We start from the raw sequence: 26,643 nt of genomic DNA on the forward strand, positions 1-26,643 counted from the left end.
AGCAACAGCAGCACTTGCTTGGATTTCGCACCACGCAACCAAACCCCGCACAGCTTTTGATCTGGCTGTTGATCTTGATCTTGATCTTGATCTTGATCTTGATCTTGATCTTCGCGACTTCAGGAGGCCGAGCGGAGGGCATGCGGAGGGAGGTGACGGGCATGGATGCCCGTCAAGCGCTGAGGCCCCAGGGATGGGGCCTGCAGCGCGTACTCCCGGGAGCATGACCGTAGCGAGGGAACCCCGGAGCGCAGCGCAGGGGCCGGATGACGGGAGCGCAGCGTTTTTTGGTTACTTTTTGTCGCGTCTGACAAAAAGTGACTCGCCGTAAGGGCGAAAAGGTGACTATGCGTCGCTATCGCAGCTGGAGTTATCGCGCCACCAAAAACCAGCGCCCAGGATTCCAAGCTCTGCAACAATGTGGGCGTTGAAACCGCATAGGTATTCGTTCCCATCGGCCCCACCCTCAAGCACCAAGCACCGATTCAACGAGGTTTCAGATCAAGCCGCCGCAAATGGCATGTCACTTCCTCACGGTCGTGATACAGCTGCTTGCACGCAATCGAAACCCGTACCTTGCGCGCCTTGAACGTCGCCTCCATGCGCTCGAGCAGCCGCCTTACCTCGGCATAACGCTGCTTCATCGGCAACTTCAGGTTGACCACCGCCTCCCGGCATAGCCCCTCACCCAACCAGGTTTCGATCAGCGAAGTCGTCCGCGCCGGCTTCTCGACGATATCGCAAACCATCCAGTCCACCGGTTGCCTGGGTTGCCAGGTAAAACCATCGGCCATCAGGTGCTGGACCAAGCCGGTATCCATCAGGCTCTCGGCCATCGGCCCATTATCGATAGCCGTCACCAACATGCCACGACGCACCAGCTGGTAAGTCCACCCTCCCGGCGAAGCCCCCAGGTCGACGCCGGTCATATCATCGCCCAAGCGCTGCTCCCACTGCTCACGCGGGATGAAATGGTGCCAGGCCTCTTCCAGCTTGAGGGTCGAACGGCTGGGCGCCTCGCGGGGGAACTTGAGACGCGGGATACCCATGGGCCACAACGCGCTGTTGTTGGCCGCAGCGATACCCGCAAATACCCGCCGGCCACTGATGAAGGTCAGCAGCAAGCGTGGGCGGCTGGCGTCGTCAACCAGGCGCCCGGCCTTTTCCAGGGCCTTGCGCAAAGGCACTTCGAACTTGCGGCAGAACGTCGATAACGCCTTGCCCTCGTTGCTGTCCAGCACTTCCAGCCACAGGCTGCCGAACACCGGAAAACCAGCCAACTGCGCCAGCAGCACACTGATACGGTCACTTTCCGGCAGCTCGACAAACGCACCCCGGGCCCATTGCCGCGGGAAGATCAGCTGATTGAAACGCAGCTCCCCCATCAACCGCTCGGCACCGCCCTCCTCGCTACAGACAAACTCGGCGCTGGCACTTTGCGGCTTGCCTTTGGCATAGCCCGCGACACCCAGGCGGGCGGCATGTTCGCTGATCTCGGCGCACACCTCACCCTCGAAACCGGGCCGGCAATGCATGAACAGGGTATTCATCTCTCACTCCACTACGGCGGGCGCGTCACAGGCGCCGGCAGGGCGGCGATGATAAAGGAAGTTCGGAACCTGCGACACGCCCCGCCGGTCCAGAAAAGGGTCAGGTGGCCTAAACCGGTCTAACCTGACCTTTCAGCCAGGTCCGTGCCGTGCGGGCCGATACATAACGGTGCTACCGGCAAACCGCAATTCAATGCCGGGCACCGGCGCAGAAGGAGTTGGCAATGCCCTCGCTCGATAGCCTGAACACCCTCAAGCCGCTCAAGGTCGGCGACCAGACCTACCACTATTTCAGCCTCACCGAAGCCGCCCGCCAGCTGGGTGACCTGCAACGCCTGCCCATGTCCCTGAAGGTGCTGCTGGAAAACCTGCTGCGCTGGGAAGACGGCAAAACCGTGACCGGCGACGATTTGCGCGCCCTCGCCCAATGGCTGGGCGAGCGGCGCTCCGACCGCGAAATCCAGTACCGCCCCGCACGCGTACTGATGCAGGACTTCACCGGCGTACCGGCAGTGGTCGACCTGGCCGCCATGCGCGCCGCCATGGCCAAGGCCGGCGGCGACCCACAACTCATCAACCCGCTGTCACCGGTCGACCTGGTGATCGACCACTCGGTGATGGTCGACCGCTACGGCACAACGCAAGCCTTCAGCGAGAACGTGGAAATCGAAATGCAGCGCAACGGCGAGCGCTATGCTTTCCTGCGCTGGGGCCAGAACGCCTTCGACAACTTCAGCGTGGTACCGCCGGGCACCGGCATCTGCCACCAGGTCAACCTGGAATACCTGGGCCGCACGGTATGGACCCGTGAAGCCGATGGCCGCACCTATGCCTTCCCCGACACCTTGGTCGGCACCGACTCGCACACCACCATGATCAACGGCCTGGGCGTGCTCGGCTGGGGGGTCGGCGGTATCGAGGCCGAGGCGGCCATGCTCGGCCAGCCCGTATCGATGCTGATCCCGGAAGTGATCGGCTTCAAGCTGACCGGCAAGCTGCGCGAGGGCATCACTGCGACCGACCTGGTGCTGACCGTGACCCAGATGCTGCGCAAGAAAGGCGTGGTCGGCAAGTTCGTCGAGTTCTATGGCGACGGCCTGGCCGAGCTGCCGCTTGCCGACCGCGCCACCCTCGCCAACATGGCCCCGGAGTACGGCGCTACATGCGGGTTTTTCCCGGTCGATGACGTCACCCTGGACTACCTGCGCCTGTCTGGGCGGCCAGAAGCGACCGTGCAACTGGTCGAGCAGTACTGCAAAACCCAAGGCATGTGGCGCTTGCCCGGCCACGAGCCGCTGTTCAGCGACACCCTGGCGCTGGACATGCACGACGTCGAAGCCAGCCTGGCCGGGCCCAAGCGGCCGCAGGACCGGGTCGCACTGGGCCAGGTCAGCCAGGCCTTCGACCACTTCATCGAACTGCAACCCAAGCCGCTGGCCAAGGAAGTCGGCCGCCTGGAAAGTGAAGGGGGTGGCGGCGTGGCCGTTGGCAATGCCGACCAGGCCGGCGAGATCGACTACAGCCACCAAGGCCAGACCCACACCCTGCGCGATGGCGCCGTGGTGATCGCCGCCATCACCTCGTGCACCAATACCTCCAACCCCAGCGTGATGATGGCTGCCGGGCTGGTAGCCAAGAAAGCCCTGGAAAAAGGCCTGCAACGCAAACCCTGGGTGAAAAGCTCGCTGGCACCGGGCTCCAAGGTGGTCACCGACTACTTCCAGGCCGCCGGGCTCACGCCTTACCTCGACGAACTGGGCTTCGATCTGGTTGGCTATGGCTGCACCACCTGCATCGGCAACTCCGGCCCGCTGGATGAAGCCATCGAGAAGGCCATTGCCAGCGCGGACCTCACCGTGGCCTCGGTGCTGTCGGGCAACCGTAATTTCGAAGGGCGCGTTCACCCGCTGGTCAAGACCAACTGGCTGGCTTCGCCGCCCCTGGTCGTGGCCTATGCGCTCGCTGGCAGTGTGCGCGTGGACCTGACGCGTGACCCGCTGGGTACGGGCAAGGACGGCCAACCGGTGTACCTGCGCGATATCTGGCCCAGCCAGCAGGAGATCGCGGCGGCCGTGGCCAAAGTCGACACGGCCATGTTCCACAAGCAATATGCCGAAGTGTTCGCCGGCGATGCCCAGTGGCAGGCCATCGAGGTACCCCAGGCCGCTACCTACGTGTGGCAGGCAGACTCCACCTATATTCAGCACCCTCCCTTCTTCGACGACATCGGCGGGCCGCCACCGGCCATCACCGACATCCGAGGCGCCCGCGTGCTGGCGCTGTTGGGCGACTCGGTGACCACCGACCATATTTCCCCTGCCGGCAACATCAAGGCCGACAGCCCCGCGGGGCGGTACCTGCGCGAAAAAGGTGTGGAGCCACGCGACTTCAACTCCTATGGTTCGCGGCGCGGCAACCATGAAGTGATGATGCGCGGTACGTTCGCCAATATCCGAATCCGCAACGAAATGCTGGCGGGCGAGGAAGGCGGCAACACCTTGCACGTGCCCTCGGGTGAAAAACTGTCGATCTATGACGCGGCCATGCGCTACCAGCAGGAAGGAACCCCGCTGGTGGTGATTGCCGGGCAGGAATACGGCACCGGCTCCAGCCGCGACTGGGCGGCCAAGGGCACCAACCTGCTGGGCGTGAAGGCAGTGCTGGCGGAAAGCTTCGAGCGTATCCACCGCTCCAACCTGGTGGGCATGGGCGTGCTGCCGCTGCAGTTCACGGCCGGGCATGACCGCAAGGCGCTGGGGCTGACCGGCAAGGAGCAGATCGACGTGCTGGGGCTGGACGGCGCACCGATTCACCCCGGCATGCCGCTACAGGTGCGCATCACCCGCGAGGATGGCCAGCAGGAACAGATCGAGGTGCTGTGCCGGATCGATACCGTCAACGAGGTGGAGTACTTCAAGGCAGGCGGGATTCTGCATTATGTGCTGCGCCAGCTGATTGCGGGTTGAGGGCGCAGCCGCACCGAAAAACCTGCGACACCTGCCAATCGAGCGCCGCCCACACGGCGTTCGATTGCTCAGGCACCCTTGCACCAAAATCGAACACCTTTTGTCACGCATGTTAAATAATCACTCAATAATCCCGGTGGCTTGCCGATACCCATCCAAAGCCCTGCGGACTATCACCCCATGCGTAACAACCAGCCGATTACCCAGAGAGAACGGACTTTCCCTGCCCAGCAGCGGTTGATCTCCACCACCAACGCCAAGGGCGTGATTACCTACTGCAATGATGCCTTCATCGACATCAGTGGGTTCACCCGCGAAGAACTGACCGGTGCGCCGCACAATCTGGTGCGCCACCCCGACGTGCCGCCTGCTGTGTTTGCCCATATGTGGCAAACCCTCAAGCAAGGCCAGCCGTGGATGGGTATCGTCAAGAACCGCTGCAAGTCGGGCGATCACTACTGGGTCAACGCCTACGTCACACCGATTTTCGACAACAACCAGGTGGTCGGCTTCGAGTCTGTGCGGGTCAAACCCACCGCCGAACAGATCCGCCGCGCCGAGGCGCTGTACCAGCGCATCAATCAGGGCAAGCCGCCGGTACCGCGCCGTGACAAGTGGCTGCCGGTGCTGCAGGACTGGTTGCCGTTCATCCTGATCAGCCAGGCGGGCTTCCTGATTGGCAACTGGCTGGGCCATTCCTGGGGCTTCGCGTTGGCCGCCGCGCTTTCCGTACCGCTTGGGTTGATCGGCCTGAGCTGGCAGCAACGCGGCCTCAAGCGCTTGCTGCGGCTGGCTGAACAGACCACCTCCGACCCGCTGATCGCGCAGATGTACACCGACAGCCGTGGCGTGCAGGCCCGCCTGGAAATGGCCATGCTCAGCCAGGATGCGCGCATGAAAACCTGCCTGACCCGCTTGCAGGACAGCGCCGAGCACCTCAGCGACCAGGCGCGGCAGTCCGACGCCCTGGCACACAAGAGCTCTTCGGGGCTGGAACGCCAGCGGGTCGAAACCGAACAGGTCGCCGCCGCCGTCAACCAGATGGCTGCGACCACCCAGGAAGTTGCCAACCACGTGCAACGCACAGCCGATGCCACCCAGGAAGCCAACCGCCTGACCAGCCAAGGCCGGCAGATTGCCGGGGAAACCCGCGAGGCCATCGAACGCCTGTCGACAGCAGTGGGCGAAACCGGCCAGACCGTCACGCAACTGGCCAAGGACAGCGACGAAATTGGCGGTGTCGTCGATGTGATCAAGGGCATTGCCGACCAGACCAACCTGCTGGCATTGAATGCCGCCATCGAGGCGGCGCGGGCTGGGGAAATGGGCCGTGGCTTTGCCGTAGTGGCCGACGAAGTGCGCCAGCTGGCTCAACGCACCGCCGAGTCCACCGGGCAGATCCACAGCCTGATCGCCAAGCTGCAGCAAACCGCCAGCAACGCCGTACTGACCATGGAAACCGGCCACCGTCAGGCGCAGGAAGGCGTTGATCGTGTGATGCAGGCTGACGAAGCGCTGGTCGGCATCAGCGAAGCGGTCGCCAACATCACCGACATGGCGACCCAGATTGCCGCCGCGACCGAAGAGCAGACCGCCGTGGCCGATGAGATCAGCCGTAACATCAGCACCATCGCCGAACTGGCCGACCAGACCGCCGAGCAGGCACAGCACTCGGCGCTGTTGAGCGAAGAGCTGACCACTACGGCCGGGAGCCAGTACTCACTTGTGGAGCGCTTCAACCGCTGACCGCAGACCTGCGCGCCGCGAGGGGTTGCACAGCAGCCCCTGGCTGGCAACGCATGCCCAGGCAGGGTTACCAGTCCAGGCTCAAGCGGCTCTCGAAATAGCGCTCTTCGCCGCTCAACGGGTCGGTGAAACGCAGGCTCTGCGCCAGCAGTTTCAATGGCCGCTGGTAATCGTCTGCGGTGTCGAGCAACTGCGGATAGAACGGGTCATTGCTGATGCCCGCGCCCAACGCAGCCATGTGCACCCGCAACTGGTGGGTCTTGCCGGTGACCGGCGACAACCCGTACCGCCACAGCGCTCCGCGCTTCTCCAGCACTTCGGCCAGGGTTTCACTATTGGCCTCACCCTCTACCTCATGCATGCGGAAAAAGGGCTCGCCATGCACCAGGCGGCTTTTGTGCACCAACGGAAACGCATGTTGCGGCAAAGCGGCCGCGATGGCCTGGTAGCGCTTGTCGATACGTCGCTCGGGGAACAGCCGCTGATAAGCGCTACGCGTAAGCGGGTTGGCAGAGAACAGCACGAGCCCGGCGGTATGCCGATCGATGCGATGCAACGGCACCAGGTGAGGGTTATCCAGCCTGCGGATCAGGCGGCGCAGCAAGGTGTGCTCAACGTACTCGCCAGTCGGTGTCACCGGCAGGAAATGCGGCTTGTCCGCCACCACCAGGTGCTCGTCCACGTGCAGCACGTGCTCCTGCACCGGAATCGGTCGCTCGTTCGGCACTTCGCGAAAATAGTGCAAGCGCATGCCCGGTTTGTAAGGCAGCTCGGCAGCCACTGCCTGCCCCTGGGCGTCCAGCACCCGCCCCCTGGCAAAGCGGTCGAGCCACTGGGCACGGTCGATGGCCTTGAAATGGTCACACAGGCAATCGAGCACCGTTGCCCAGTGACCGGGTGGCAGGCACACGGTGCTGGCTTGCTGGCGGGCGGGGTCGAAAGGCGTGGACATGGCAGGGCTCGGAACAGAAACGGCCGCGCATTATCACCCAACCCCGCCCCATCAACCAGCCTGGGCCAGCGCCTCGCTGCGTTCCTTCAACCAGCGCAGCACCTGCACAGGCTCCCAGCGGCCAGGGTCGTAAAGTGCGTAGAGCGCCCCTTGGTACCCGACCACATCGAGCCCACGGTGGTAGCCGGCCCGCTGGAACAAGGCTTCGATCTCGGCAAAGCAGGTATTGAAGTGCACCTTGCCGAAGGGGGTGCGGTCATCGGTCACCAGGCCCTCGAGGCGCAGTTCCAGAACGGCGTCGGCCACCCGCTCCACAGGCATGCGGTTGACGCTGTACTTGAGTTGCTCGACGTTGAGCATGGCTTTACCTCGATACTGTATTTATATACAGCATACGAACATCCTCGCGTCGCAGTCAATGCGCTTCATTGCAGCCCCGCCAGATAGCCGCTGCCCTTGCGGATGGTCAACACCTGGCGCCGCGGGGTGCCCCGCGCCACCGACAGGTGCACCCACTTGTCGAATTCCAGGATGAGTTGATCGAAGGGCACCGTACTTTCGCTGATCCGTTGCACGGTCTCGCGCGGGCTGACCTCGATGACCGTGAAGTCAGCCGCCAGCCCTTGTACATGCTGGCTGTTGGCGGCACCGCCAATCAAGCGGTTGACTTTCTCGCTACGGTAGCCACTGCTGACAATGATGGGCACGCCGAACAGCGCGCGCACCTGCTCCAGGGCACAACACAGCAGTTGCAGGTTGGCCCTGGCTTCAGGTGGCGGGGTGTTGTCGAACCCATCCCTGGCCGCGAGCTGGGAAACGGTCAGTTCAGCGAGGGTGAAATGTGGTGTGATCAACATGGCAAGCGGTTCCGATGATGGCTAGGGGCACCGGCACTGGTGCGCCGGCGCCTGATCATCAGCGCGCATCACCTGCCATGGAGCAGGGTTGTACCTCCCCTGTCGGTGTCATTGCCCCAGGAACGCCACCACCTGCTCGGCATCGAACGGCCAGTGCAACTCGGCACCGTTGTCACAGCGCCGGAGCACCGGAATGACCAGCCCATAGCGTTCGAACAAAGGCTGGCTTTCGGCAACATCGACCAGCTCCACCAGCAGGCCATGATCGACGAAGGGCATCAGCACCGACTCGGCCACTTCACACAGGTGGCAGCCGAGGGTGCCGAACAGTTGGCATTCAGGCAGCATGGGGCGGCTCCCGATGTGGCATGCAGAGAAACCTATTCTAGGACCACCACGGCCATCGTGCACCTTCAATCCTGGCTGGTGGCGCCGATACGGTGCAGCGACAGGTCGGCGCCCTGGAACTCCTGTTCATGGCTCAGGCGCAGGCCATGCACGGCGCGCAGCGCACCATACACGGCAAAACCACCGGCGAGTGCCACCACCACCCCCATCAGGCTCTCCAGCAGCTGGCTGACCAGGCTCACGCCGCCCATGCCGCCCAGTGCCGTCTGGCCGAAGATGCCGCAGGCAACCCCACCCCACACGCCACACAGGCCATGCAACGGCCAAACACCCAGCACGTCGTCGATTTTCCAGCGGTTCTGGGCCGCGGTGAACGTCCACACGAACAGCCCGCCCGCCACCAGGCCGGTAGCCAGCGCACCGATCGGGTGCATCAGGTCTGAGCCGGCGCAAACCGCCACCAACCCGGCCAACGGCCCGTTATGCAGGAAGCCAGGGTCGTTGCGCCCTGCCAGCAACGCCGACAACGTGCCGCCAACCATGGCGAGCAACGAGTTGATCGCCACCAGGCCACTGAGCCCCTCCAAGGTCTGGGCGCTCATCACGTTGAAACCGAACCAGCCAATGATCAGGATCCACGAGCCCAGGGCGAGAAAGGGAATGCTCGAGGGCGCAAAAGCCACCAGCCGACCATCGCGATAGCGACCGCGGCGCGGGCCGAGCAGCAGCACCGCCGCCAGCGCCAGCCAGCCGCCCATGGCATGCACCACCACCGAGCCGGCAAAGTCATGGAACGGCGCGCCAAAGCGGTCCTGCAACCAGGCTTGCAGGCCCAGGTTGCCGTTCCACACCACGCCCTCGAAGAAGGGGTAGACGAATGCCACGATCAGTGCGGTGGCACACAGTTGCGGCACGAAACGCGCACGCTCGGCGATGCCCCCGGAAATGATCGCCGGAATGGCTGCAGCGAAGGTCAACAGGAAGAAGCACTTGACCAGCGCGTAGCCATGGTCGGCAGCCAGCGTTGCAGCAGGCTGGAAGAAGTTGACCCCATAGGCGATCCAGTAGCCTATAAAGAAATACACCAGCGCCGAAACGGCGAAGTCGCTGAGGATCTTCGACAAGGCATTGACCTGGTTCTTGTGGCGTACGGTGCCCACTTCGAGAAACGCGAAGCCGGCATGCATGGCCAGCACCAGAATGGCGCCCATGAGAAGGAACAGGGTGTTGGAACCGTGGACCAGGGAGTCCATCGCGCTGTGCATGTTATCCATGAAATAGGCAGACCTGCTGAAAAAGGCACCAGGACAGTTCAAGAACCTGCATCCCTGCACCGAATCGGTGCCAGCCATCACCCTGTTTCAGTTGCGTGGGCGCGACCTGCGTGGTTTTTTCTTGGGTTTGTCGAGGATTGCGTTAAGGTTTATCGATATTCGCCGCGTGGGCGCCCCGAATCGGCGCAAGAACAGCCTGAGGTGCCCCGCAACGTGGCAAACACATAGCAAGGCGCATACCAGCACACGCGGGTGTACGGTCACTTGAACCTTCCGCGCCTGCTATCACTCGAACTACCAACATTCATCGACAGGGAGAGACACATGGCCAGCAATTCGGCAAAGACTGCACAAGAGATATTGATGGCTGACTTCCAGGCTTTGGTGCGCGACACCGAAAAGCTGCTGGCCGACACCGCCAACCTGGCAGGCGACCAGGCCGAGGAGTTGCGCGGGCAGATTCACGAGCGCCTGGCCCAGGCCCGCGAAACCCTGCAGTTGACCCAGGAGTCGGTACGCGACCGCGGCCAGGCTGCGCTGGGCAGCGCCGAGCAGTACGTACAGGAAAACCCATGGCAGGCCATCGGCATCGCTGCCGGCGTCGGCCTGTTGATCGGCCTGCTGGCCAACCGGCGTTAAGGGGTTCCCATGGAGAACGAAGCCAACGGCGCCGGCGCATCGGGCAGGCGCCTGGGCGCAGCCGCGCTGGGGCTGCTGCACAGCCATATCGAGCTGTTCGGTATCGAGCTGCAGGAGCAGAAAGGCCGCACGCTGAGGTTGCTGTTGTTCGCCGGCCTGGCACTGGTGTTCGCCCTGCTGCTGCTCACTGCACTGTCGGGCTTGCTACTGGTGCTGCTGTGGGACAGCTATCGCCTTGCCGGCATCATCGGCCTGTGCGTGTTCTATAGCCTGGCTGCACTGTATTGCGGTGTACGGTTGAAGGCAGCGGTGTTCGACGAGTCATCTCCCTTCAACGCCACCCTCGAAGAACTCGCCAAGGACCGGGAGCGCTTGTTGCCATGAACCTGCCACAACTGCCGAACACACGAAACCCACGCGAGCTGCGCAAGGCGTTGCTGCGCCTGCGCATGGAAATGCACCGCCAGGAGATCCGCCACGAATCCGGGCAACTGCTGGCACCGTTGCAGCGCATGCGCGGCATGGGCAGCTCGCTGCACGACGGCTTGGGCATCAAACACGCGCCGCTGTGGGGCATTGGCGCTGTGGTAGCCCTGGGCTTCATGACCGGCAAGGGCGTGCGCAGCGGCAACCTGGGCAGGCTTGTGCGCCTGGGCACCAGCCTGCTGCCGCTGGTGCGCCTGTACCTGCAAGGTAGCCGTCGCCGCTGAAGGCGGTGCATGGGCGCAGGCTCGACCGCGAATGTGTCGGTGCCGCCACCGGCCATTCGCGGGTAATGCGTGCCAGCGGCCAGCGTTGCCCCTGCCACTTGCGCGCAGGCACAGCACACCAGAAGCTATAGCCTTTGACCCCCTGGAGACCGCGCCTTGGACTGGCACACCCTGCTCACCCGCGAACGTCTGGGCAAAGCCCTGTATAGCGCCGAAGAACTCGGGCGCAGCCCCTTCCACAAAGACCACGACCGCATCATTTTCTCGGGCGCCTTTCGCCGCCTGGGGCGCAAGACCCAAGTGCACCCCGTCACCAGTAACGATCACATTCACACGCGCCTGACCCATTCGCTGGAAGTCAGTTGCGTGGGGCGTTCGCTGGGCATGCGCGTGGGTGAAACCCTGCGCGAAAGCTTGCCAGACTGGTGCGCGCCCAGCGACCTGGGGATGATCGTGCAGTCGGCCTGCCTGGCCCACGACATCGGCAACCCGCCATTCGGCCATTCTGGCGAAGACGCCATACGTCACTGGTTCCAGCAGGCGGCCGGGCGCGGGTGGCTGGACGACATGGGTGATGACGAGCGTGCCGACTTCCTCAATTTCGAGGGCAATGCGCAGGGCTTCCGCGTGCTTACGCAACTGGAGTACCACCAGTTCGACGGTGGCACCCGGTTGACCTATGCCACCCTCGGCACCTACCTCAAATACCCCTGGAGCGCCCGCCATGCCGACGCCCTGGGCTACAAGAAGCACAAGTTCGGCAGTTATCAGAGCGAGCTGCCACTGCTCGAACAGATCGCCCTCAAGCTCGGCCTGCCACAGCTGGAGCACCAGCGCTGGGCGCGCCACCCGTTGGTGTACCTGATGGAAGCGGCCGATGACATCTGCTACGCGCTGATCGACCTGGAAGACGGCCTGGAGATGGACTTGCTGCAATACGGCGAAGTCGAAGCCTTGCTGCTCGACCTGGTCGGCGACGATCTGCCGGAAACCTATCGCCAACTGGGCGCCGGCGATTCTCGCCGGCGCAAGCTGGCCATCCTGCGTGGTAAGGCCATCGAGCACTTGACCAACGCTGCCGCCCAGGCTTTTGTCGAGCAGCAGCACGCGTTGCTGGCCGGGCAACTGCCAGGCGACCTGGTCGAACACATGCACGGCCCGGCCAAGCGCTGCGTCCTGCAGGCCAAAGACATGGCGCGCAACAAGATCTTCCAGGACAAGCGCAAGACCCTGCACGAAATCGGCGCCTACACCACACTGGAAATCCTGCTCAATACCTTCTGCGGCGCGGCGCTCGAACAACACGGCGGGCGCACACCCTCGTTCAAGAGCCGGCGCGTCATGGACCTGCTCGGCAACAGTGCACCAGACCCACACGGCTCGCTGTACAACGCGTTCCTGCGCATGATCGATTTCATCGCCGGCATGACCGACAGCTACGCCAGCGAAATGGCCAGGGAAATGACCGGGCGCTCGGGCCCGGGCTGAGCCATGGCGGTGCAGACCGGCCAGCGTGCCGGTCCTGCACCTGGGTTACAGGAAACTTCCTACATATACCGAGGGCAAATTAAACAACACGTTTAATTTGCCAACGAAAAGTTACCAAATGCACTTTGACATTGGGTCGCGCACGATTATCTCGTAGCCCGTTTTGCTTTATCTTGTAAGCCATTTCCCATATGGGGCAAACAGCCCTTCCTTGCATGCCCGTTGACTTCCAACTGCGATAAGGTGCCGCCTGTCACCCACAATTGACCGCAGGCAAGTTGAACATGCATTCTATTGGTTTTGTGGACACACGCACCAAGGTGGAATTTTATAATTTCTTATAATTCAGTATGTTACGCTATAAAAAAGCCGATTTTTGACACCTCAAATTTGACACCAAGCACATGACGGCTACGATTTCATCATGATCTCGGAGGCACGCCAATGTACTCGTATCGTTTGACTCCCCAGCAGGTTGTTTTCAGGACGGAATGGCCTAACAAACAAGGATACAGAGAGACGGTAGTTCCGCGTCCGAGCCAAGCCTCCGAGGAGAGCATGCATCTGATGTGCGGAGAAGTCTTAAAGCTCTGCAGGCGCGGCACAAGATTCAGTGGAACGGCGTGGATTGAAGTCGCAAAACGCATGTTTCAATACGCCTCCGAAAATAACAAGGACATTCCTCCACCTAAAGACCCCGAGTGGAGGAGATTTATTTACGAGCACTTCATACATCATCTATCCAACCCCGAAAAACTTAGGGGAAGTGGTGATAGAGATGAGATCACGATGCGCGCCCACTGGCGCAGAAACGCAGACCTTTATAAGCACTTGAAACAAGCAGCGATTGTTCCTTACAACATCCTGCTACCTTCAATGAAGCTTCCAGACGTTCTTGAAGATCGAAGCGATTCGAACATACTCGACTCTACCGAAGAGCAGCTTTGGGAGCTTACGGACACTGAAAATCTATGGCCAAAAACTTACCTTATCGACAAAGACCTTAACGTACCAACTGATAAGTTCCTTGAAAATTTGCAAAGCCAGTTGGAGACACGTTCCAAAGGTATAATCCGCGCCTGCCAGAAATACTGGGACAATGTGGTTGCCTGCCATGCAATTGGCGCCGAATTAATTGACTCAATTCCCCCCGAGAAAATTGATGAAGTTCTTAGCTCAGGAGAGTTTTACGCAAACGGCAAGCATCTTGCTGATCCAATAAATCCTGACGGAGTGGCATGGTTCTTAGCGGTTGTAGATTATTACTTTATGAAAACTGATAAACTGCAATACATCAACTACGAATTAATGAAGGAAATCCCATTCCTGCGTCCTATTTGCAACAACGCGAAAATTCAAGCCCGAATGAATGAAAGAATTAAAGAAGTCGCTGGTGGATATAGGGCACCAATGGCTCGCACCAATGAAACTCTGAATCGCTTGTTGGGGCACATATCCGCGAGAGATTGCGCTGCAGCGGCAGCAATCATTATAGCCGACAATCCAAAATTCACACCTATATCCCTTCAAGAAGCGGATTACTATTCTACTACGGATGTACCTATTCATTACTTCAATAGTGACTTAGATCGCCTGATGTGGAGCGTTAGCAAGCCACGCGCGAACAGTAGAAAAGTTTCCGCTTTATCACCTGCCAGCAGAGAAATGTATTGCGTTCTTGTTCGGGCCACTTCTAAAGCCCGACTCCGACTTATGCTTGATCGCGACCCAAATTATAGGAAGCTTTTCCTGACATCAACATTCAACTACGTCGGATTATGTACAAACATAGACAAAATATTCACTGGGCCGCTGGGAATCAACCTCTATACCGTGCTGGAAGATGAGCTGAGCAAGGCAGGAGTATCAAAAGATAGTTTTTCACTAAAGCGAATTCGCGGCACGCAAGGCCTGATTGCGTTTCTCAAAGAAGGAACTTATCAAGCAGCCGCTAACGCCTTAGGAAACTCCATCGCAGTAGTTAAGACCCATTACATCCCGAAGTGGCTAATACTGCGTTGGAATATACGAATCCTTAGGATCTTCCAAACTAAGTTGATTGTCCTAGCAACTAAGGGGCGACCATGGCGGGTGGAGGCTAGTGATTTCACTTGCGAAGAAGACCTTTTCAGGTTCGTAGTAAACTCTGCGAGAGAGGCAGAGACGTCAGACCCAATTTCAATTGACCTTAAAAAGTACGCTACCGAAATCACTGAAGATGCTTCTAACTTCTTGGCCAAGCCCCTGCTGGTTCATAATCTTTTGTTGAAGCTCTCACCCTTATCCCTAGCTGCTACTTTTCTTTTCGCAGAAACACACAATACCGCACACACCCAAAAGTCACAATACATCGATAAAAGATCTGGCATGTCGGCAGAGTCCATCATTACTCTTTCAAATCTTATCCATGCCGCTTATTCTTATACCACTGAATCGAATCAGGAAAACCCTATCATAAGAAATATTGCTGGGATTTCCGTACACAGCTTTCAACAAATATACAGAGAAGCGCTCAAAATAAAATCTGAGCTTTTCACTACAACCACATCAGTGGCACCTCACTATCACGAGGCGTTGAATGGCTAACAAGCGTGCAGACACTGAGCGATCTAGAGTTTTTTTTGCTGCTCTCATAGCTCATACCAAAGATAGCCTAGAAACTTCTATTGATTACACTGCCAACTGGTTGATCGAAGGAGGAATTGGATCGCCTTCATGGGTGGTGCGGGGAAATAACAATTCGATTGAAACAATTAAATTTTCTCACCCGCTTGGCAATCTTACGAATCTTACTGATCCTGAAAACACAGTCATCTTAGAAGCGATTCAAAAACAGGCATTTCTCTTAAGGGCAGGGTACCTTCAGAAGAAGATCGGGTTTGATGTCTGGATCAAACACATCCGGGCCTACATTAACATCGCGAGCTGGACATCTCTTCATGAAAAGCAGTACAACCCCCAAAAGTATGGCTTTCGACAAATCAATCAGAACGCATGCAAGCTGTTATGTGATGGCTACTCCAAAGGGGGATGGGCAGGTGTTTTGGAATTCGAAGACAGAATCAGTGAACTGCTTTGCCAAGCAGTGAGCGAATCGTACAACGGACACAAACTGACACCCAATCAAGTAGCAAAAATTTGCGAATTTCTGAAGAAAGAAAAACTATATATCAGCAACCACAACGGAGATTCAAGCGACTCAGGATTAGTCTCCCGCATATACCTTGCGGAATTACTGGGCACCAATCATTCAGCTTTTCAGCATGATTCTATGCGGGCCTTTCTGAGGCAGTTCGAAGATTCTCTACAAGGCCCGCTATTAGTCGAAGGGAAGACAAGGCGTGCGAAGCACCAGTCACAACGTGCCGCAACCTCCCAATCCGCTCATGCGTCTGTGACTAAAAAATCCCTTAAACAGTTCCTAATTATCCTAAAGTCTCTTGCCGCTGGGAATCAAATGCTCCCAGAAGTTATGCCGAACTTTGAATTCGAAATCAATGACCTTCTCAATGAGGCAAACCATAGATCCGATGGGCATACGAAAAAAATACCTCACTCAATTGGCATGCTCGCACTTGACAGGGCCATTGAGTGGGTGATGGTTTTTGGCAAGCCAATAGTCAATGCCACCATTGAGTTAGTGAAAGCCTTCAACTCTCAAGAATTCATAGATAGCACCACCCCCCGCTATATGACCTTAGAGCGTCAAAAATTATTCGAACTAATAATAACGCGCCATGATACATCACCATTCAACGAACTTCCCGCACAGCAATTGTCAAGCGCATTAGGCATTACGAAATTAACGAGCTCATCACCCAGATCCAATACAGCTGAAAGCATGACTTTTGCGGTAGCACTCGAATGTTTTGTTGCTGCCTGCGCGATTATCATTGGCCTAACCAAACCGATCCGAGTAACTGAGCTCGCAAAAATAAAGAGAAACGCTCTAGTCGCCAGAACCAACGGTGAAGGTGCTTTTTTAAACCATCCTTCTCTGAAAAAGGGATTGGAGAACCCACCCATCATCAGCCGTCCTATACCTTACATATCTTCGGTGGCCGTGGAGCTTCTCGCAGTTTTGGGTAACAACTTAAGCCTTATCTACAATGATACTTCTACGCACTCGAACGATCTGTTTTATTTCCCATCCTCTAAAGGTTTCAACCGTCCTGGTGGCCAAGAGGTGTCCGTCCGAATCGATAATGCGATCAGGTCTTTCTGCGACATCATTGAGATCCCAATAGATACGCATGGTCGACGTTGGTACATAAAAGTTCATGAGATGCGGAAATTCTTTATTTTATCAATGTATAGACACGAGCGGTTCTTCACTGAAGATGCGCTACGACATCATGTCGGGCACGCTGATAGAAAGCATTTAGATGACTATTTAAGTGGTGACATCCCAGACGAAGAATTTATTCAGTACACGGTTGAGTGCATTGAAGATAAACTCATTGATCTCGAACTAGGCCAAATCGATGAGAAGGATCACCAAGGGCTTTCAGCAGTATATAAACACGCCCTAGAAACCCTAGAATGCAAATCAATAAAATCAACTAACCAATACAAATTTGATCAATTCGTTAGAGCACTCTTGAACCATGATGGATTCTTAATTTCTACATACACGATACGCCTAACTACTTACGAATCCACCGTGATTGATACCGACATCGCCATAAAATTCGGAGATCTTCAAGATGAAAGCTTCGACAATTGAAAACATTCAAAAGCGCCATGAATGGTTAAATGGAGTTCTCAACGGGACGACCAGAGCTTCTCAATTGCAGCAGTCCAAGTTGACAGACATGAAATCATTTTGCGACCTAGAGATCTCTAACACTTTTCAGAAAATTAGTTATAACACGCTAAAAAAATTCTGCATCTCCAACCGGATACCAGGTGCTGATCCCAGTATTGAAAATCACTGGGAGCTTCTACTTTCACTTCGAGAAAAAATCTACACAACTTTCTCTACAAAGACATCGACAGCTTACAAATCATCGGAACCAACAAGCAACGAGAAAATAAACGAGGCATTCAACCAAGCTCATCTAGCGGCACTCGCATACTTGGAGTTATTCCAATTCGTCAAAAAAACAACTGAGTCTGACGTATCACTTAGCGACGCAACAAGGCAGAACCTTTCTAACTTTCTGTTTGAATCAAGTCTAAAATTTGATAATATTACATCTTACACCCAGCACAACCCAAAACCTTGGAGTGTCATTCAAGGGGGTAAGGCAAATGCCTAAATTTCAACTCTACCACACGGGAGTGCGCTTCACACTACCCTGGAGCGTTAATTATTCGAGGAAAACTGGCGAAGCAACCTTAAAAAGTCGAATCACAAACAATAACGTTCATACCTTCTGGCCTAATGGGGCTCCTTGTCTATTAATCAACTTGTGGCTTCAAAGCATCTCTTTGAATTCGACCGGCGCAAGCGCGGAGACTTTCGCCTCTCACATGAGTCACTTCATTCGCGATATCTACCACTTTAACATCCAGCTATTCGAAGTGGATGACCAGTATCTACACGATTTCGCCGAGCGACTCGAAAATGAAAAGAAGCTAAAGAGCAACACCTTACACAATGCGAGAAATAATAATCATATCGCGTACACCCTAAGGCGAGTCATTGACTTTTATATCTGGTATCAAGTCAACTACCGACTTAGCTCTCAACCAAAATTGATTGGCGAATTGGGCACTGGTGCTAAGATAACAGTCCAATGGAAAACAGACAGCATGGGTCGGCCATACCTTTACCATCCGGCAATCCCTACCAAAGCCCCTTTGGTGGGTGATAAAAAACCGATGCCTGACGATTTTATGGGGAAGCTCGCAGACGTCATTGAAGAGCTAAGAACCAAGCCGAGGAGGCCATTCGGCATTTCAAACGGCCCTAAAAGTGAAGAGCTTAATGCTCAAAATGAGTATCTCTACAGCAGGCGTAATATTACCCTAAAGCTTCAGAGCCTTACAGGCCTCCGGCCCGATGAGCTTAACAAAATACCTATCGACTTGAACTCTGACCCAGTTAAAACTCGAAAGCTATTAATACCTACACTGAAGCGTCGACAAAAATCTCCGCCCCTCAGGGAGTTTCCACTGACACTAGAGGACGCTCTCGAACTCTCTATATATCTTCATGACCGCCAGAGCTTCATAGAACGAATTGGTGCCAAAGTTGAGACACCAACAGCTTTTCTATTGAGCCAGAGCGGAACCGCAATCCAAACACGCTCAATCGCCAGAGACTTTAAAAGGCTTTGTGAGCTTTCAGGCCTGGGAGACGTCCAGGTGTGCCTTTCGATGTTTCGACATCGCTTCATCACCACTCGAATAGCATACGAAATAAAAAATGAACTTAGACGCGATATAGCACAAAAAGATCTGTGGCTAGAGGCAGTACAAAGAAAAATACTGTCCCGCGTAATAAAACTTACTGGTCATCTAGACCCAATGTCGTTAAAGCATTATTTTGATGAGGCCTTTGCCATCACCCTAACACTTGACACCAATCAAACCCCGAACAAAATTAAATCACTCTTAAGAACCCTAGAGAATGACGTAGCCGAAATAACAAAAACTTTCGACCTCACACAGAACCCAGACCTAGCCAGAAAAATAGCTTCAATGGAAAAAACAATAAATCAACTTAAGAACTTTCAGCTCCGAAGCCCGAATAAACCCACAACCACATAGATTTCAACTTCGAGAAATTCAATCAAGCGGTTCATACTCTCGCGTCAAGCATGCGAGAGGAACGCTATCACTCAGCTTTCTTTGAATTCAGGGGGCAGTCGACGTCGCCTCAACTCTTGCCGCTCATTTTCTATGAAAGCACTTTCTCTTGCAGTGCGATTTTTCTTGTCTATCGACCTCACGGCACTCAGTAACTTTACGCGCTTTTTATTAAACTCAATTCTAGATCGCAGCTCAATAGACATTGCCGTCGCTGGCCATGACATCAGCCGTGCGTTATCGAGGAACACAGCACCAGCGACCATTCCCCCAGCCCACAGGTTATCGATGTAATCGTCCACTGAACGGCAGGACAATGCGAACTCATAGGTGTCATATCCCAGGCAGTTAGCCACCATTCTATAAGCCAACATTTGCCGCAGCTTGCCGCCAAACGCTGCTACGAGCTTAATTATTTTTTTCCCCTGGTACTTTAACTGACCAACTGTCATGCCTTGGTGGTGCCAAGTAATATCAGTACGTCTGCGACGTTTTCATCTCTCAGCAGGTAGCTGTCATTTTGAGCCCAACTCGAAATATTATTAGCGTTCAGAAAAGCATCGAAATGTGCTCCTAAGTTCGCAATTGCCACCTTGGCTGTCAACTGTTTATCTACAGGCTGCGGAGCATACAAAACATGAACCATTACAACCACCTTTTCCCCGAGAGATTTTGCCAGCCTAGACAAACAGAAAACATCCGCAAGCACGAATTTTCCGCACCCGCCAATAAGTATCTAAAGTTTTCTATATATATTGTCAGCAGCATCGGCGGGCGCCACGCTAGAGGTCGAAATTGTGAGATAACCCTATAATCTGTGTCATGCTTCTGTACTATTAGATGGATCTTCTCCCCGTCCGATACCACAGCGAGCGAAAAGCCATGAATGTCCTAAGTAGATTATGGAGAAGGTTGTTCAGAGACCAGCGTTCGCAGTGGGAGGTTAAGCGGGAGCGGGAGTTTATCGAGGCGGTGAATGGACTAAAAAACTACACAGTGACGGATCACGGTGGCGTCTCGATGGATCCTGAGGAGATCAGGGATTACGTAATTGCTCGCCGGCAGGAGCTCAGCCACCTGGTTGACCCGAAGCATCGAGATACGCCCTCCTTCGGCACTGGTCATGTGTCCGGGGCATGTGTGGAAGTAATCTCCTGGCGTGGCTTGAGCGACCAGGCTGCCATTCGGTACGTGTGCCTGCAGGCGCTTGATGCTCGAGGTTTTTGCGTTGCGTCTGCCCGCTACTACTCAGCGGAGGACACGGTATCAGCCCCAGACGACGTTCAGCGGCAGGTTGCACAGAAGGTGATGGGCACGTCCGGCGAGTTGCCTCTAGAGTGGCACCCTACGCTTGCGGCTGCGCTAGAAGCTCACGAAAGGGCCATTTGAGCCTGATGGGTTGGGCGCGCCCGCTGGGCCGGCTGGCGTAAACCGAGCCCAGGCTGAAGCCCGGTCTCGTCCCTTTCGGGCTGCCATCCTCGCGCCTCCGGCACAAGGCCTCCGCGCTCCGCTTGGCAGGTATATATCTATGCCCCTCCCCACTTCCTAGACAAGCCTAGCTTCGATGATGACAGGCTAAGTCTGCTGCGCGTTTCTATGGCATTCCACATGGGCCATTTCTGCCTTCCACTCCGACACGAACTTCTGCCAGTTCTCTAGGTAGGCGCCTTCAGCTACTCGGGTCGAGCCTCGGCTCGCGCATTCGAATCGTTCTCGCCACGGCTGTGGGATGTTTTCATCTCGAACGATGGCCATGCCAATACGGTGCGACTCCGTGGGCACGAGATTCACAACCTCATCAGCGCCCAGGGCCTGTCTGTAGATGGGTAGGAATTGCTCTTGGCACTTAATGTCGTCTAGGGCTTGGATTACAGCGTCAGCACGTGGATCGCCGGGCATCAGGTGAGCGAGTGCCCAGAGAGCCTTCCGTCTTGCAACCTCGAGAAGATGCAGGTCGCCATCAGCAGCACTGCTGTGCAGCGTTTCTTGGACATCTCGGCTCATAAATCCTCGGACTCGTTTCCACTCACGACTCTGGGCGCGCGCTCCACTTACCGGAGGTGTGCAGTTCGAAATGCTGAAGCCCGCCTCTACACCTAACAATAGCTCGGTGGCCAGAACATTTGGGCGAGGTACTCGTGGTTGCATGCGCCCACATGCGCCAAATTGCCTAGAAATGGTCGTTGTAACGTACTTTTTGGAATGTAACAGCGACGACGTTACATTCCGAAAAGTACGTTACACAGGCTAGGATCACGAGAGGCATGATCATGACCTTGCGTTGTTTCCGGAGGCTCACCTACCAAGCTGTGAGCTGGTGTACTCTCAAAAAAACGGCAGATCATCGCTATTCATAATGATCCCATTTGGGGACATTAACCCATCAACACGCCATTAATGTTCCATTTTGGGAACATTACGGGAGACGTTGCGTCTTTGCTCAAACGCGGCAGAGCTTTGCAGAAAGCTTGCCGGCAAGCAGACTAGAACTTTGTTAGTCGACTGTTCTTTGGGGGATGGAATGGAGCTGGTCATGAGCAAGAGCCAAGCTCGGCGCCGGTGGCGTAGGATCATGAAGCTCGTCCAGCAAGGCGAGACGTTAGTGGTCACCAGGCTCGGCAAGCCAGTATGTAAGGTTTGTCCACCTGATTAAGCATCGGAGCACATTTGTACTCCTTCAGTGAACAAGCCCCCATCGACTGGCCGGTTCCAGATGCATTTACAGAACCTTGCTACCGAAAGCCCCACCCCGCAGGTATCCCACCCGCTTCCGCTTCATGGTCATTTTCTTACGTCGGGAGAGGCAGGGAGGTGTCGATGACGATGACCCGGTGCTTTTCAGTCCCAGGATCTTCAGGTTCCCCAGGGAACCAGCTCAGCGACTCGTAGCCCATGATTTGCCCTTCGCGGACTACATCCGGATAACACGCAACAGCGTCTTCCAGCGCTGAGCAGTCCGAACGAGGTATCAGAACGGGTAGGTCAGGGTCGTACTTTCGCAGCTCTTCGATCAACTCGCCCACGTTCACGAGGCTCTCCCTAAAGTTTCAACTACCAAGGTACACGATATTCGTTTATTTATACGCACCTGTCACCGCCAGCTCCAAATCTGGTACGCCTGTCCATCGTCTCGCTGCTGGAGGCGTCATGCTGGCTAAATCGGAACGCAGCAAGGAGGTGGCTGAAGCCTTCTAAGCATCTGATTTTACTGAGGAATATCCTTGTAAAAATTAGGGTATTGCGCTCCATGCTGGCAAATGGCAATTTCTTAATCGGATCAGGCCATCACCGAATGGAAACAACATGCCAAACACATACAACATTTACAAAGTTAAACACCACAAAATCAAAGAACTAAAGGACAAGCTTAAGTCCGTAGGCCTGGTCGAACAGAAGACACTTCCCACCCCAAATTACTCTAAGACATTCTATTTTTCTGAAAACATTAAAGGCAATGACGTCTGGTGGTGGAACACATACAGAGAGTTCTTCAACGACAACGTGAAAGAACCAAAAAACACCTTTAATTTTGGTATGCTATTATGCCAAAACTTAGAAAACGAAGAGCAAATCTATGCAGTGAGCCTGGGGAAGTCTCACTTTTATCTCTCCAAATTCATTCACCTAGATTTCGGGATTGATCTTGCGATACGCGTTGCGGATGAAAACTCAATCCTGCTAAAAAAAAGCCGCTACTTCACAGGTACAAAGCGTCAAGATGTGTCTTCGTATCAGCGCTTTCAGATAGATAGCTATGAAGCTGGCGAATCTGTCGATCACTTGAAACTCAAAGCCGCCAACAAGGAAATTTGGGGCGAGCGAAACATAATTTTTGCCGACTCCATCCAGATGGACATGGATAAACAACCATTAGAATTGTCGGCAATCTTTCAACAGATTGATGAGAGTTTTCGCGGTGAAAAAATCATCCATTTACCCAAGCTTGAATCTGTAGGCGCCGAAGCAGCAAGCGAACTTGATAACTTATTACTCAATCACCTAAAAAACGCGGACGGGCAAGTTCTCATTGAAGAGTTTCATGTTCACGGAATAGCCATATGCTTCAGCTTCCATGATTACGACTATGAAATCAAAGCAAAAGTAGACAAGGGCAATCATCGACAGGCTCTAGGCAATACCATTGATATCCAGGCTATCTCGAAATTCTTGAGCAACCACCCTGACATCACTGACATTAATAGTATTTCCGTTCAATTTAAAAACGAAGACTCTGGCCGTTTCACACGCCCTCTCAAGGAGATTCTTGACTGCCCGATTGAGTACGAAGACCAACAATACTTCCTTAAAAATGGTGAGTGGTTCGTCTTCAATCAAACATTTATGACTTATTTAAAACGATCTCTAGGCAGTATTGAAATCAAGCTGGAGGAGCCTCTGATCGAATCTGCGTTCATTGCCTGGCAAACAGAGAAGCGGAAAAATGCGAAGCCTGAAGATGACAAGATTGACTATCGAGAGGCTTATTTTAATCAAAAAATATGTAATGACCGGGACTACCAACTCTTAGACCGGGTTCTGACAGACATTAAGTCCCTTGAACAAAAAAGGCGAAACTACCAAGTAGAAGTCGCCGACCTTTACAATAAAGGAGAAATCATCTCAGTAAAAATCTCCAAGAAAAAGCCCGAGCTAATCTACAACATCGAGCAATCCCGGGACGCCATCACACTAATAAAAAACAAGACAATAAAGTTTGATAATGAGCTTCACAGTGCAGCCCTTTGGTTCGTATTTGAAGACGACGTAGAAAAAATTACCGACGTGAATTCCATCCAGTTCCTTTTAGCCGTAGAGTCTTGGCACAAATTAGTTAGAAACCATGGGCTCACCCCTAGGATCTACATATCAAAACATGAAAGAGATGTTGAGAAAAAAAGAAAGAAAAAACTGTAATCACCAACAAAGACTTTGGAGCTCATTAAAAGTCCCCCACGATTTTTTAAGCGTTACCACGCTCAATGTACAGGCTCATCGAGCGACCCGGCCTTAAAGAGCTGATAGTCAATAACAGTTTGGTACACGTGTTCAGCCTCAAGCCGAAGGCGCTCGATTTCAGCATCAGGCCGACCTTCGGCCTGCGCTGCGTGATAGGCACGGATGGCCTGGAGGGCTTGCTGCAAAAGCGGCTCTCCGACCTCAGCCACTCCCAAGATCGTTCTCTTCATTTTCAGCACCCATCCTGCCGGCTGTCACGGGGTGTATCCAGGCACTCCATCTCGACATTCCAGGTCATACCGAATTTCTCAAGGTCGAGGCCCGACAGCCAAGTGCGCAGAGCCAACGCTCGCTGCCACAAGATTTCCAGGCTGCGCAGTCGATGACGAATCACCACGTCCCGCCCCTCCTCCGTCACCAATATCAGCTTACATGCCCAAGTCATCATCGAGGCGATCTCCCCTCAGCTTTCTCGTGAGCTGCGTTAGCGGCAGTCGAGCCAGAAGCCCATCAGCCAGATCACTGGCGTGGCGTGAGTACAGAGTCACCGTCCCTGGTACCGCCTCACGAAGGGGGACGAACGCACCTACTCTGGTCTGGGCAATACTCACTATATTCAGCACCTGAGGGTTCAACGTAGCCGTAGAAAGGTGATCCACTGCCGTTCGCTGCGGAAATTCGAGTGCCCCCCAAAGCTCAACGACAATTTGAAGCAGTTGCTCAGGGCCAAAGTGGTTGAGTGCAATTTCCCAAAGCTGGCCTTCCTGTGCGAGTGTTAGGCGATTTCTAGGCATGATGGAGATTCAAATGTGAGGCTCTTTCTGGACTGCGAATTCACTCAGCTCACCGCACAGGCGAAGCTGATTTCCTTGGCGCTGGTCGCCGAGGATGGCCGGGAATTTTATGTCGAACTGCTCGACTCTTGGCGACTGGAAGACTGCAGCGATTTCGTGAAGGAGATTGTGCTGCCACAGCTCTGGGGCGGTGAGTACGCCATGCCGGTGATGGAGGCCAGGTCAGCGCTCCTACGGTTCTTGGCAACTTATGACGAAGAGCTCGAGGTAGTCACAGACGCACCTATCTATGACTGGGAGCTGTTTTGCGAGCTCGCTTACGACGCTGGGCGCTGGCCTCGAAATGTCCGAAATCGTCCGACTGATGCGACCACACTGTTTCCGACAGACGATGGAGAAGAGCTGCCGCATCATGCTCTTCTTGATGCCAGGATCATCGCCGGCATGTTTTCTAGTCCAACCCTTGGATAGAACTCGACTAGCTCGGAAGGTCAGGTGCTAATGGCCTTGCTCTGCCGGGCCGCCAAGGGCTCGGAGCTGGTAATCAGTGACGGCTTGAAAGCGATGTTCGGCCATCAGCTTGAGGCGCTCCAACTCCGCTCCAGCCACCCCATCAGCCTGGGCTTGGAGGTACAGCTTGAGCGCTTCCACAGCCTCGGTGTAAAGGGGGTGGTCAGGCATGAGTACCTTGCTCAGATCTCTTTTCACGACCTCTCCCTTTCACCATTGCTATCCCACGCGATGCCATGCCATCAAGGCGTGTGTTTAGCCTACCACTGCTGATCAGCTTGGACGGAGTGGGCGTACATCAACGCTTCATCAGCGAGCTCCAACATGTCAGCCAAGGTTCCTGAGTCTACGGAATGGGCATCACGTAGCGCATATGCGTGATGCAGAAGCTCCCTGTGATGTTTCTTAGGTGCGATGAGCAGAGCCTCGGTGTCGTTGAGCAGCTGCCGCCACTCTTGGATCGACATTACGGGCAGATTGGTGCCTGTCATGGCGGCATCCTCCAATGCTGTATGTGCATACAGTATTAGGAAAATGCCCGGCTGCATAGTTACTGCGGACGAAATGCGCCTCCGATGAGAACGGATCAGTCGCTGTAACCTGGCAGGTTTTCATTGGGAGTGGCGATGCCTCGCCCAAATCGAAAGATTGTTCCAGGTGACGGAACGTTACGCCGCAGTGGGGAGTGTAGGGTCGAGATTTGTCACGCTTCGATGGCGTCGATTTCAACGTGTTATGTTCGGGCTATCACCCAAGGAGCGGAGTCATGGATCAGATTACCCAACTCGACGACAGCATCGAGCGTTTGGCCCGTATCGCGGATGTGCTTGAGCAACAGGTCGCGCCGTGCCCCGCATCCCGATTGAGATTGATCACCTGGGTCACCGACTGGGTAGGTAGTCCATCAAAACTGGCAGAGCTTGAGCAGGGTTTACCAAGCATTCCGCAGAGCCTGGTTTCAGCTTACACATCTTGGATTCACTCAAACGGTGGGTAGTAGCCAGTCGCTTCCAATAGTCTTCACGGCTTTTTCACATGCAGTATGGGAGCGTTAGATATCCCTACGTGTGATAGATCTTGCCCGCCTAGCAGCGGGC

24 protein-coding genes are annotated in these 26,643 nt (G+C 55.2%); 13 read left to right on the top strand and 11 right to left on the bottom strand.

What is annotated here, in order from left to right; translation table 11 throughout:
* Positions 1–485 precede the first annotated feature (485 nt).
* Complete coding sequence (gene rlmM / locus QME24_RS16920; protein ID WP_125855042.1) at positions 486–1,550, bottom strand: 23S rRNA (cytidine(2498)-2'-O)-methyltransferase RlmM; 1,065 nt, start codon at positions 1,548–1,550, stop codon at positions 486–488.
* Between the two features lie 224 nt (positions 1,551–1,774).
* Here rlmM and acnA point away from each other — a divergent pair, with 224 nt between their 5' ends.
* Positions 1,775–4,516 (top strand): aconitate hydratase AcnA, encoded by a 2,742-nt coding sequence (acnA, locus tag QME24_RS16925; protein ID WP_232892864.1) that lies wholly within the window; start codon positions 1,775–1,777, stop codon positions 4,514–4,516.
* A 180-nt stretch (positions 4,517–4,696) separates the two neighbouring features.
* Positions 4,697–6,262, top strand: coding sequence for a PAS domain-containing methyl-accepting chemotaxis protein (locus QME24_RS16930; RefSeq protein WP_029886187.1), 1,566 nt, complete (start codon positions 4,697–4,699; stop codon positions 6,260–6,262).
* A 67-nt stretch (positions 6,263–6,329) separates the two neighbouring features.
* Here the strand turns inward: QME24_RS16930 and QME24_RS16935 are convergent, their stop codons facing one another.
* The 5 genes from QME24_RS16935 to QME24_RS16955 all read right to left on the bottom strand — a co-directional run bounded on the left by QME24_RS16935 (position 6,330) and on the right by QME24_RS16955 (position 9,693).
* A complete protein-coding gene (locus QME24_RS16935; protein WP_054905084.1) occupies positions 6,330–7,214 on the bottom strand; it encodes a pseudouridine synthase in 885 nt (294 codons plus the stop codon).
* Between the two features lie 51 nt (positions 7,215–7,265).
* On the bottom strand, positions 7,266–7,574 hold the full coding sequence (locus QME24_RS16940; protein WP_009683997.1) for a hypothetical protein: 309 nt from the start codon (positions 7,572–7,574) through the stop codon (positions 7,266–7,268).
* A 65-nt stretch (positions 7,575–7,639) separates the two neighbouring features.
* Positions 7,640–8,071, bottom strand: coding sequence for a D-Ala-D-Ala carboxypeptidase family metallohydrolase (locus tag QME24_RS16945; RefSeq protein WP_029886185.1), 432 nt, complete (start codon positions 8,069–8,071; stop codon positions 7,640–7,642).
* Between the two features lie 108 nt (positions 8,072–8,179).
* On the bottom strand, positions 8,180–8,419 hold the full coding sequence (locus tag QME24_RS16950) for a glutaredoxin family protein (protein WP_009683999.1): 240 nt from the start codon (positions 8,417–8,419) through the stop codon (positions 8,180–8,182).
* Positions 8,420–8,484: 65 nt separating this feature from the next.
* Positions 8,485–9,693, bottom strand: a complete 1,209-nt coding sequence (locus QME24_RS16955) for an ammonium transporter (protein ID WP_280091858.1) — start codon at positions 9,691–9,693, stop codon at positions 8,485–8,487.
* 324 nt (positions 9,694–10,017) lie between these two features.
* Here QME24_RS16955 and QME24_RS16960 point away from each other — a divergent pair, with 324 nt between their 5' ends.
* The 8 genes from QME24_RS16960 to QME24_RS16995 all read left to right on the top strand — a co-directional run bounded on the left by QME24_RS16960 (position 10,018) and on the right by QME24_RS16995 (position 19,247).
* Positions 10,018–10,332, top strand: coding sequence for a YqjD family protein (locus tag QME24_RS16960; RefSeq protein WP_009684001.1), 315 nt, complete (start codon positions 10,018–10,020; stop codon positions 10,330–10,332).
* Between the two features lie 9 nt (positions 10,333–10,341).
* A complete protein-coding gene (locus QME24_RS16965; RefSeq protein ID WP_009684002.1) occupies positions 10,342–10,716 on the top strand; it encodes a phage holin family protein in 375 nt (124 codons plus the stop codon).
* Positions 10,713–11,042, top strand: a complete 330-nt coding sequence (locus QME24_RS16970; protein ID WP_009684003.1) for a hypothetical protein — start codon at positions 10,713–10,715, stop codon at positions 11,040–11,042. The genes QME24_RS16965 and QME24_RS16970 overlap by 4 nt, the downstream gene beginning before the upstream one ends.
* A 156-nt stretch (positions 11,043–11,198) precedes the next feature.
* Positions 11,199–12,530, top strand: a complete 1,332-nt coding sequence (locus QME24_RS16975) for a deoxyguanosinetriphosphate triphosphohydrolase (RefSeq protein WP_232892863.1) — start codon at positions 11,199–11,201, stop codon at positions 12,528–12,530.
* A gap of 444 nt (positions 12,531–12,974) precedes the next feature.
* A complete protein-coding gene (locus QME24_RS16980; RefSeq protein WP_281690906.1) occupies positions 12,975–15,116 on the top strand; it encodes a hypothetical protein in 2,142 nt (713 codons plus the stop codon).
* Positions 15,109–17,256, top strand: a complete 2,148-nt coding sequence (locus QME24_RS16985; protein ID WP_281690907.1) for a hypothetical protein — start codon at positions 15,109–15,111, stop codon at positions 17,254–17,256. The genes QME24_RS16980 and QME24_RS16985 overlap by 8 nt, the downstream gene beginning before the upstream one ends.
* Positions 17,237–17,791: a hypothetical protein gene (locus QME24_RS16990; protein ID WP_281690908.1), complete on the top strand. Its 555-nt coding sequence runs from the start codon at positions 17,237–17,239 to the stop codon at positions 17,789–17,791. Before QME24_RS16985 ends, QME24_RS16990 begins: the two co-directional genes overlap by 20 nt.
* A gap of 214 nt (positions 17,792–18,005) precedes the next feature.
* Positions 18,006–19,247, top strand: a complete 1,242-nt coding sequence (locus QME24_RS16995) for a hypothetical protein (RefSeq protein WP_281690909.1) — start codon at positions 18,006–18,008, stop codon at positions 19,245–19,247.
* A 71-nt stretch (positions 19,248–19,318) separates the two neighbouring features.
* On the opposite strand, the gene QME24_RS17000 is transcribed toward QME24_RS16995, so the two are convergent.
* Together QME24_RS17000 and QME24_RS17005 are read right to left on the bottom strand one after the other, a co-directional pair.
* Complete coding sequence (locus tag QME24_RS17000; RefSeq protein ID WP_281690910.1) at positions 19,319–19,738, bottom strand: hypothetical protein; 420 nt, start codon at positions 19,736–19,738, stop codon at positions 19,319–19,321.
* Positions 19,735–19,932, bottom strand: a complete 198-nt coding sequence (locus QME24_RS17005) for a hypothetical protein (RefSeq protein WP_281690911.1) — start codon at positions 19,930–19,932, stop codon at positions 19,735–19,737. The genes QME24_RS17000 and QME24_RS17005 overlap by 4 nt, the downstream gene beginning before the upstream one ends.
* Positions 19,933–22,589: 2,657 nt before the next feature.
* Between QME24_RS17005 and QME24_RS17010 the strand changes: the two genes are divergently transcribed.
* A complete protein-coding gene (locus QME24_RS17010) occupies positions 22,590–24,200 on the top strand; it encodes a DUF6119 family protein (protein ID WP_196185047.1) in 1,611 nt (536 codons plus the stop codon).
* A 62-nt stretch (positions 24,201–24,262) separates the two neighbouring features.
* Here the strand turns inward: QME24_RS17010 and QME24_RS17015 are convergent, their stop codons facing one another.
* Entirely contained in the window at positions 24,263–24,472 is a 210-nt protein-coding gene (locus QME24_RS17015; RefSeq protein WP_281690912.1) for a hypothetical protein, read from the bottom strand.
* 579 nt (positions 24,473–25,051) lie between these two features.
* Here QME24_RS17015 and QME24_RS17020 point away from each other — a divergent pair.
* Positions 25,052–25,507, top strand: coding sequence for a 3'-5' exoribonuclease (locus QME24_RS17020; protein ID WP_281690913.1), 456 nt, complete (start codon positions 25,052–25,054; stop codon positions 25,505–25,507).
* Between the two features lie 27 nt (positions 25,508–25,534).
* Here the strand turns inward: QME24_RS17020 and QME24_RS17025 are convergent, their stop codons facing one another.
* Positions 25,535–25,744, bottom strand: a complete 210-nt coding sequence (locus QME24_RS17025) for a hypothetical protein (RefSeq protein ID WP_196185044.1) — start codon at positions 25,742–25,744, stop codon at positions 25,535–25,537.
* 62 nt (positions 25,745–25,806) lie between these two features.
* On the bottom strand, positions 25,807–26,037 hold the full coding sequence (locus tag QME24_RS17030) for a hypothetical protein (protein WP_196185043.1): 231 nt from the start codon (positions 26,035–26,037) through the stop codon (positions 25,807–25,809).
* Positions 26,038–26,312: 275 nt separating this feature from the next.
* Here QME24_RS17030 and QME24_RS17035 point away from each other — a divergent pair, with 275 nt between their 5' ends.
* Positions 26,313–26,543 carry a hypothetical protein gene (locus tag QME24_RS17035; protein WP_196185042.1) on the top strand — a complete coding sequence of 77 codons (231 nt, stop codon included), beginning with the start codon at positions 26,313–26,315 and terminating at the stop codon, positions 26,541–26,543.
* The last annotated feature ends 100 nt before the right edge of the window (positions 26,544–26,643 follow it).

This window comes from Pseudomonas sp. PARCl1 (assembly GCF_947311875.1).
Classification (GTDB): domain Bacteria; phylum Pseudomonadota; class Gammaproteobacteria; order Pseudomonadales; family Pseudomonadaceae; genus Aquipseudomonas; species Aquipseudomonas juntendi.

Excerpts from the sequence above, each read along its gene's own strand:
- rlmM (WP_125855042.1), bottom strand. The coding sequence starts at position 1,550 with ATGAATACCCTGTTCATGCATTGCCGGCCCGGTTTCGAGGGTGAGGTG.
- acnA (WP_232892864.1), top strand. The coding sequence starts at position 1,775 with ATGCCCTCGCTCGATAGCCTGAACACCCTCAAGCCGCTCAAGGTCGGC.
- QME24_RS16930 (WP_029886187.1), top strand. The coding sequence starts at position 4,697 with ATGCGTAACAACCAGCCGATTACCCAGAGAGAACGGACTTTCCCTGCC.
- QME24_RS16935 (WP_054905084.1), bottom strand. The coding sequence starts at position 7,214 with ATGTCCACGCCTTTCGACCCCGCCCGCCAGCAAGCCAGCACCGTGTGC.
- QME24_RS16940 (WP_009683997.1), bottom strand. The coding sequence starts at position 7,574 with ATGCTCAACGTCGAGCAACTCAAGTACAGCGTCAACCGCATGCCTGTG.
- QME24_RS16945 (WP_029886185.1), bottom strand. The coding sequence starts at position 8,071 with ATGTTGATCACACCACATTTCACCCTCGCTGAACTGACCGTTTCCCAG.
- QME24_RS16950 (WP_009683999.1), bottom strand. The coding sequence starts at position 8,419 with ATGCTGCCTGAATGCCAACTGTTCGGCACCCTCGGCTGCCACCTGTGT.
- QME24_RS16955 (WP_280091858.1), bottom strand. The coding sequence starts at position 9,693 with ATGGATAACATGCACAGCGCGATGGACTCCCTGGTCCACGGTTCCAAC.
- QME24_RS16960 (WP_009684001.1), top strand. The coding sequence starts at position 10,018 with ATGGCCAGCAATTCGGCAAAGACTGCACAAGAGATATTGATGGCTGAC.
- QME24_RS16965 (WP_009684002.1), top strand. The coding sequence starts at position 10,342 with ATGGAGAACGAAGCCAACGGCGCCGGCGCATCGGGCAGGCGCCTGGGC.
- QME24_RS16970 (WP_009684003.1), top strand. The coding sequence starts at position 10,713 with ATGAACCTGCCACAACTGCCGAACACACGAAACCCACGCGAGCTGCGC.
- QME24_RS16980 (WP_281690906.1), top strand. The coding sequence starts at position 12,975 with ATGTACTCGTATCGTTTGACTCCCCAGCAGGTTGTTTTCAGGACGGAA.
- QME24_RS16985 (WP_281690907.1), top strand. The coding sequence starts at position 15,109 with ATGGCTAACAAGCGTGCAGACACTGAGCGATCTAGAGTTTTTTTTGCT.
- QME24_RS16990 (WP_281690908.1), top strand. The coding sequence starts at position 17,237 with ATGAAAGCTTCGACAATTGAAAACATTCAAAAGCGCCATGAATGGTTA.
- QME24_RS16995 (WP_281690909.1), top strand. The coding sequence starts at position 18,006 with ATGAGTCACTTCATTCGCGATATCTACCACTTTAACATCCAGCTATTC.
- QME24_RS17000 (WP_281690910.1), bottom strand. The coding sequence starts at position 19,738 with ATGACAGTTGGTCAGTTAAAGTACCAGGGGAAAAAAATAATTAAGCTC.
- QME24_RS17005 (WP_281690911.1), bottom strand. The coding sequence starts at position 19,932 with ATGGTTCATGTTTTGTATGCTCCGCAGCCTGTAGATAAACAGTTGACA.
- QME24_RS17010 (WP_196185047.1), top strand. The coding sequence starts at position 22,590 with ATGCCAAACACATACAACATTTACAAAGTTAAACACCACAAAATCAAA.
- QME24_RS17015 (WP_281690912.1), bottom strand. The coding sequence starts at position 24,472 with ATGAAGAGAACGATCTTGGGAGTGGCTGAGGTCGGAGAGCCGCTTTTG.
- QME24_RS17030 (WP_196185043.1), bottom strand. The coding sequence starts at position 26,037 with ATGACAGGCACCAATCTGCCCGTAATGTCGATCCAAGAGTGGCGGCAG.
- QME24_RS17035 (WP_196185042.1), top strand. The coding sequence starts at position 26,313 with ATGGATCAGATTACCCAACTCGACGACAGCATCGAGCGTTTGGCCCGT.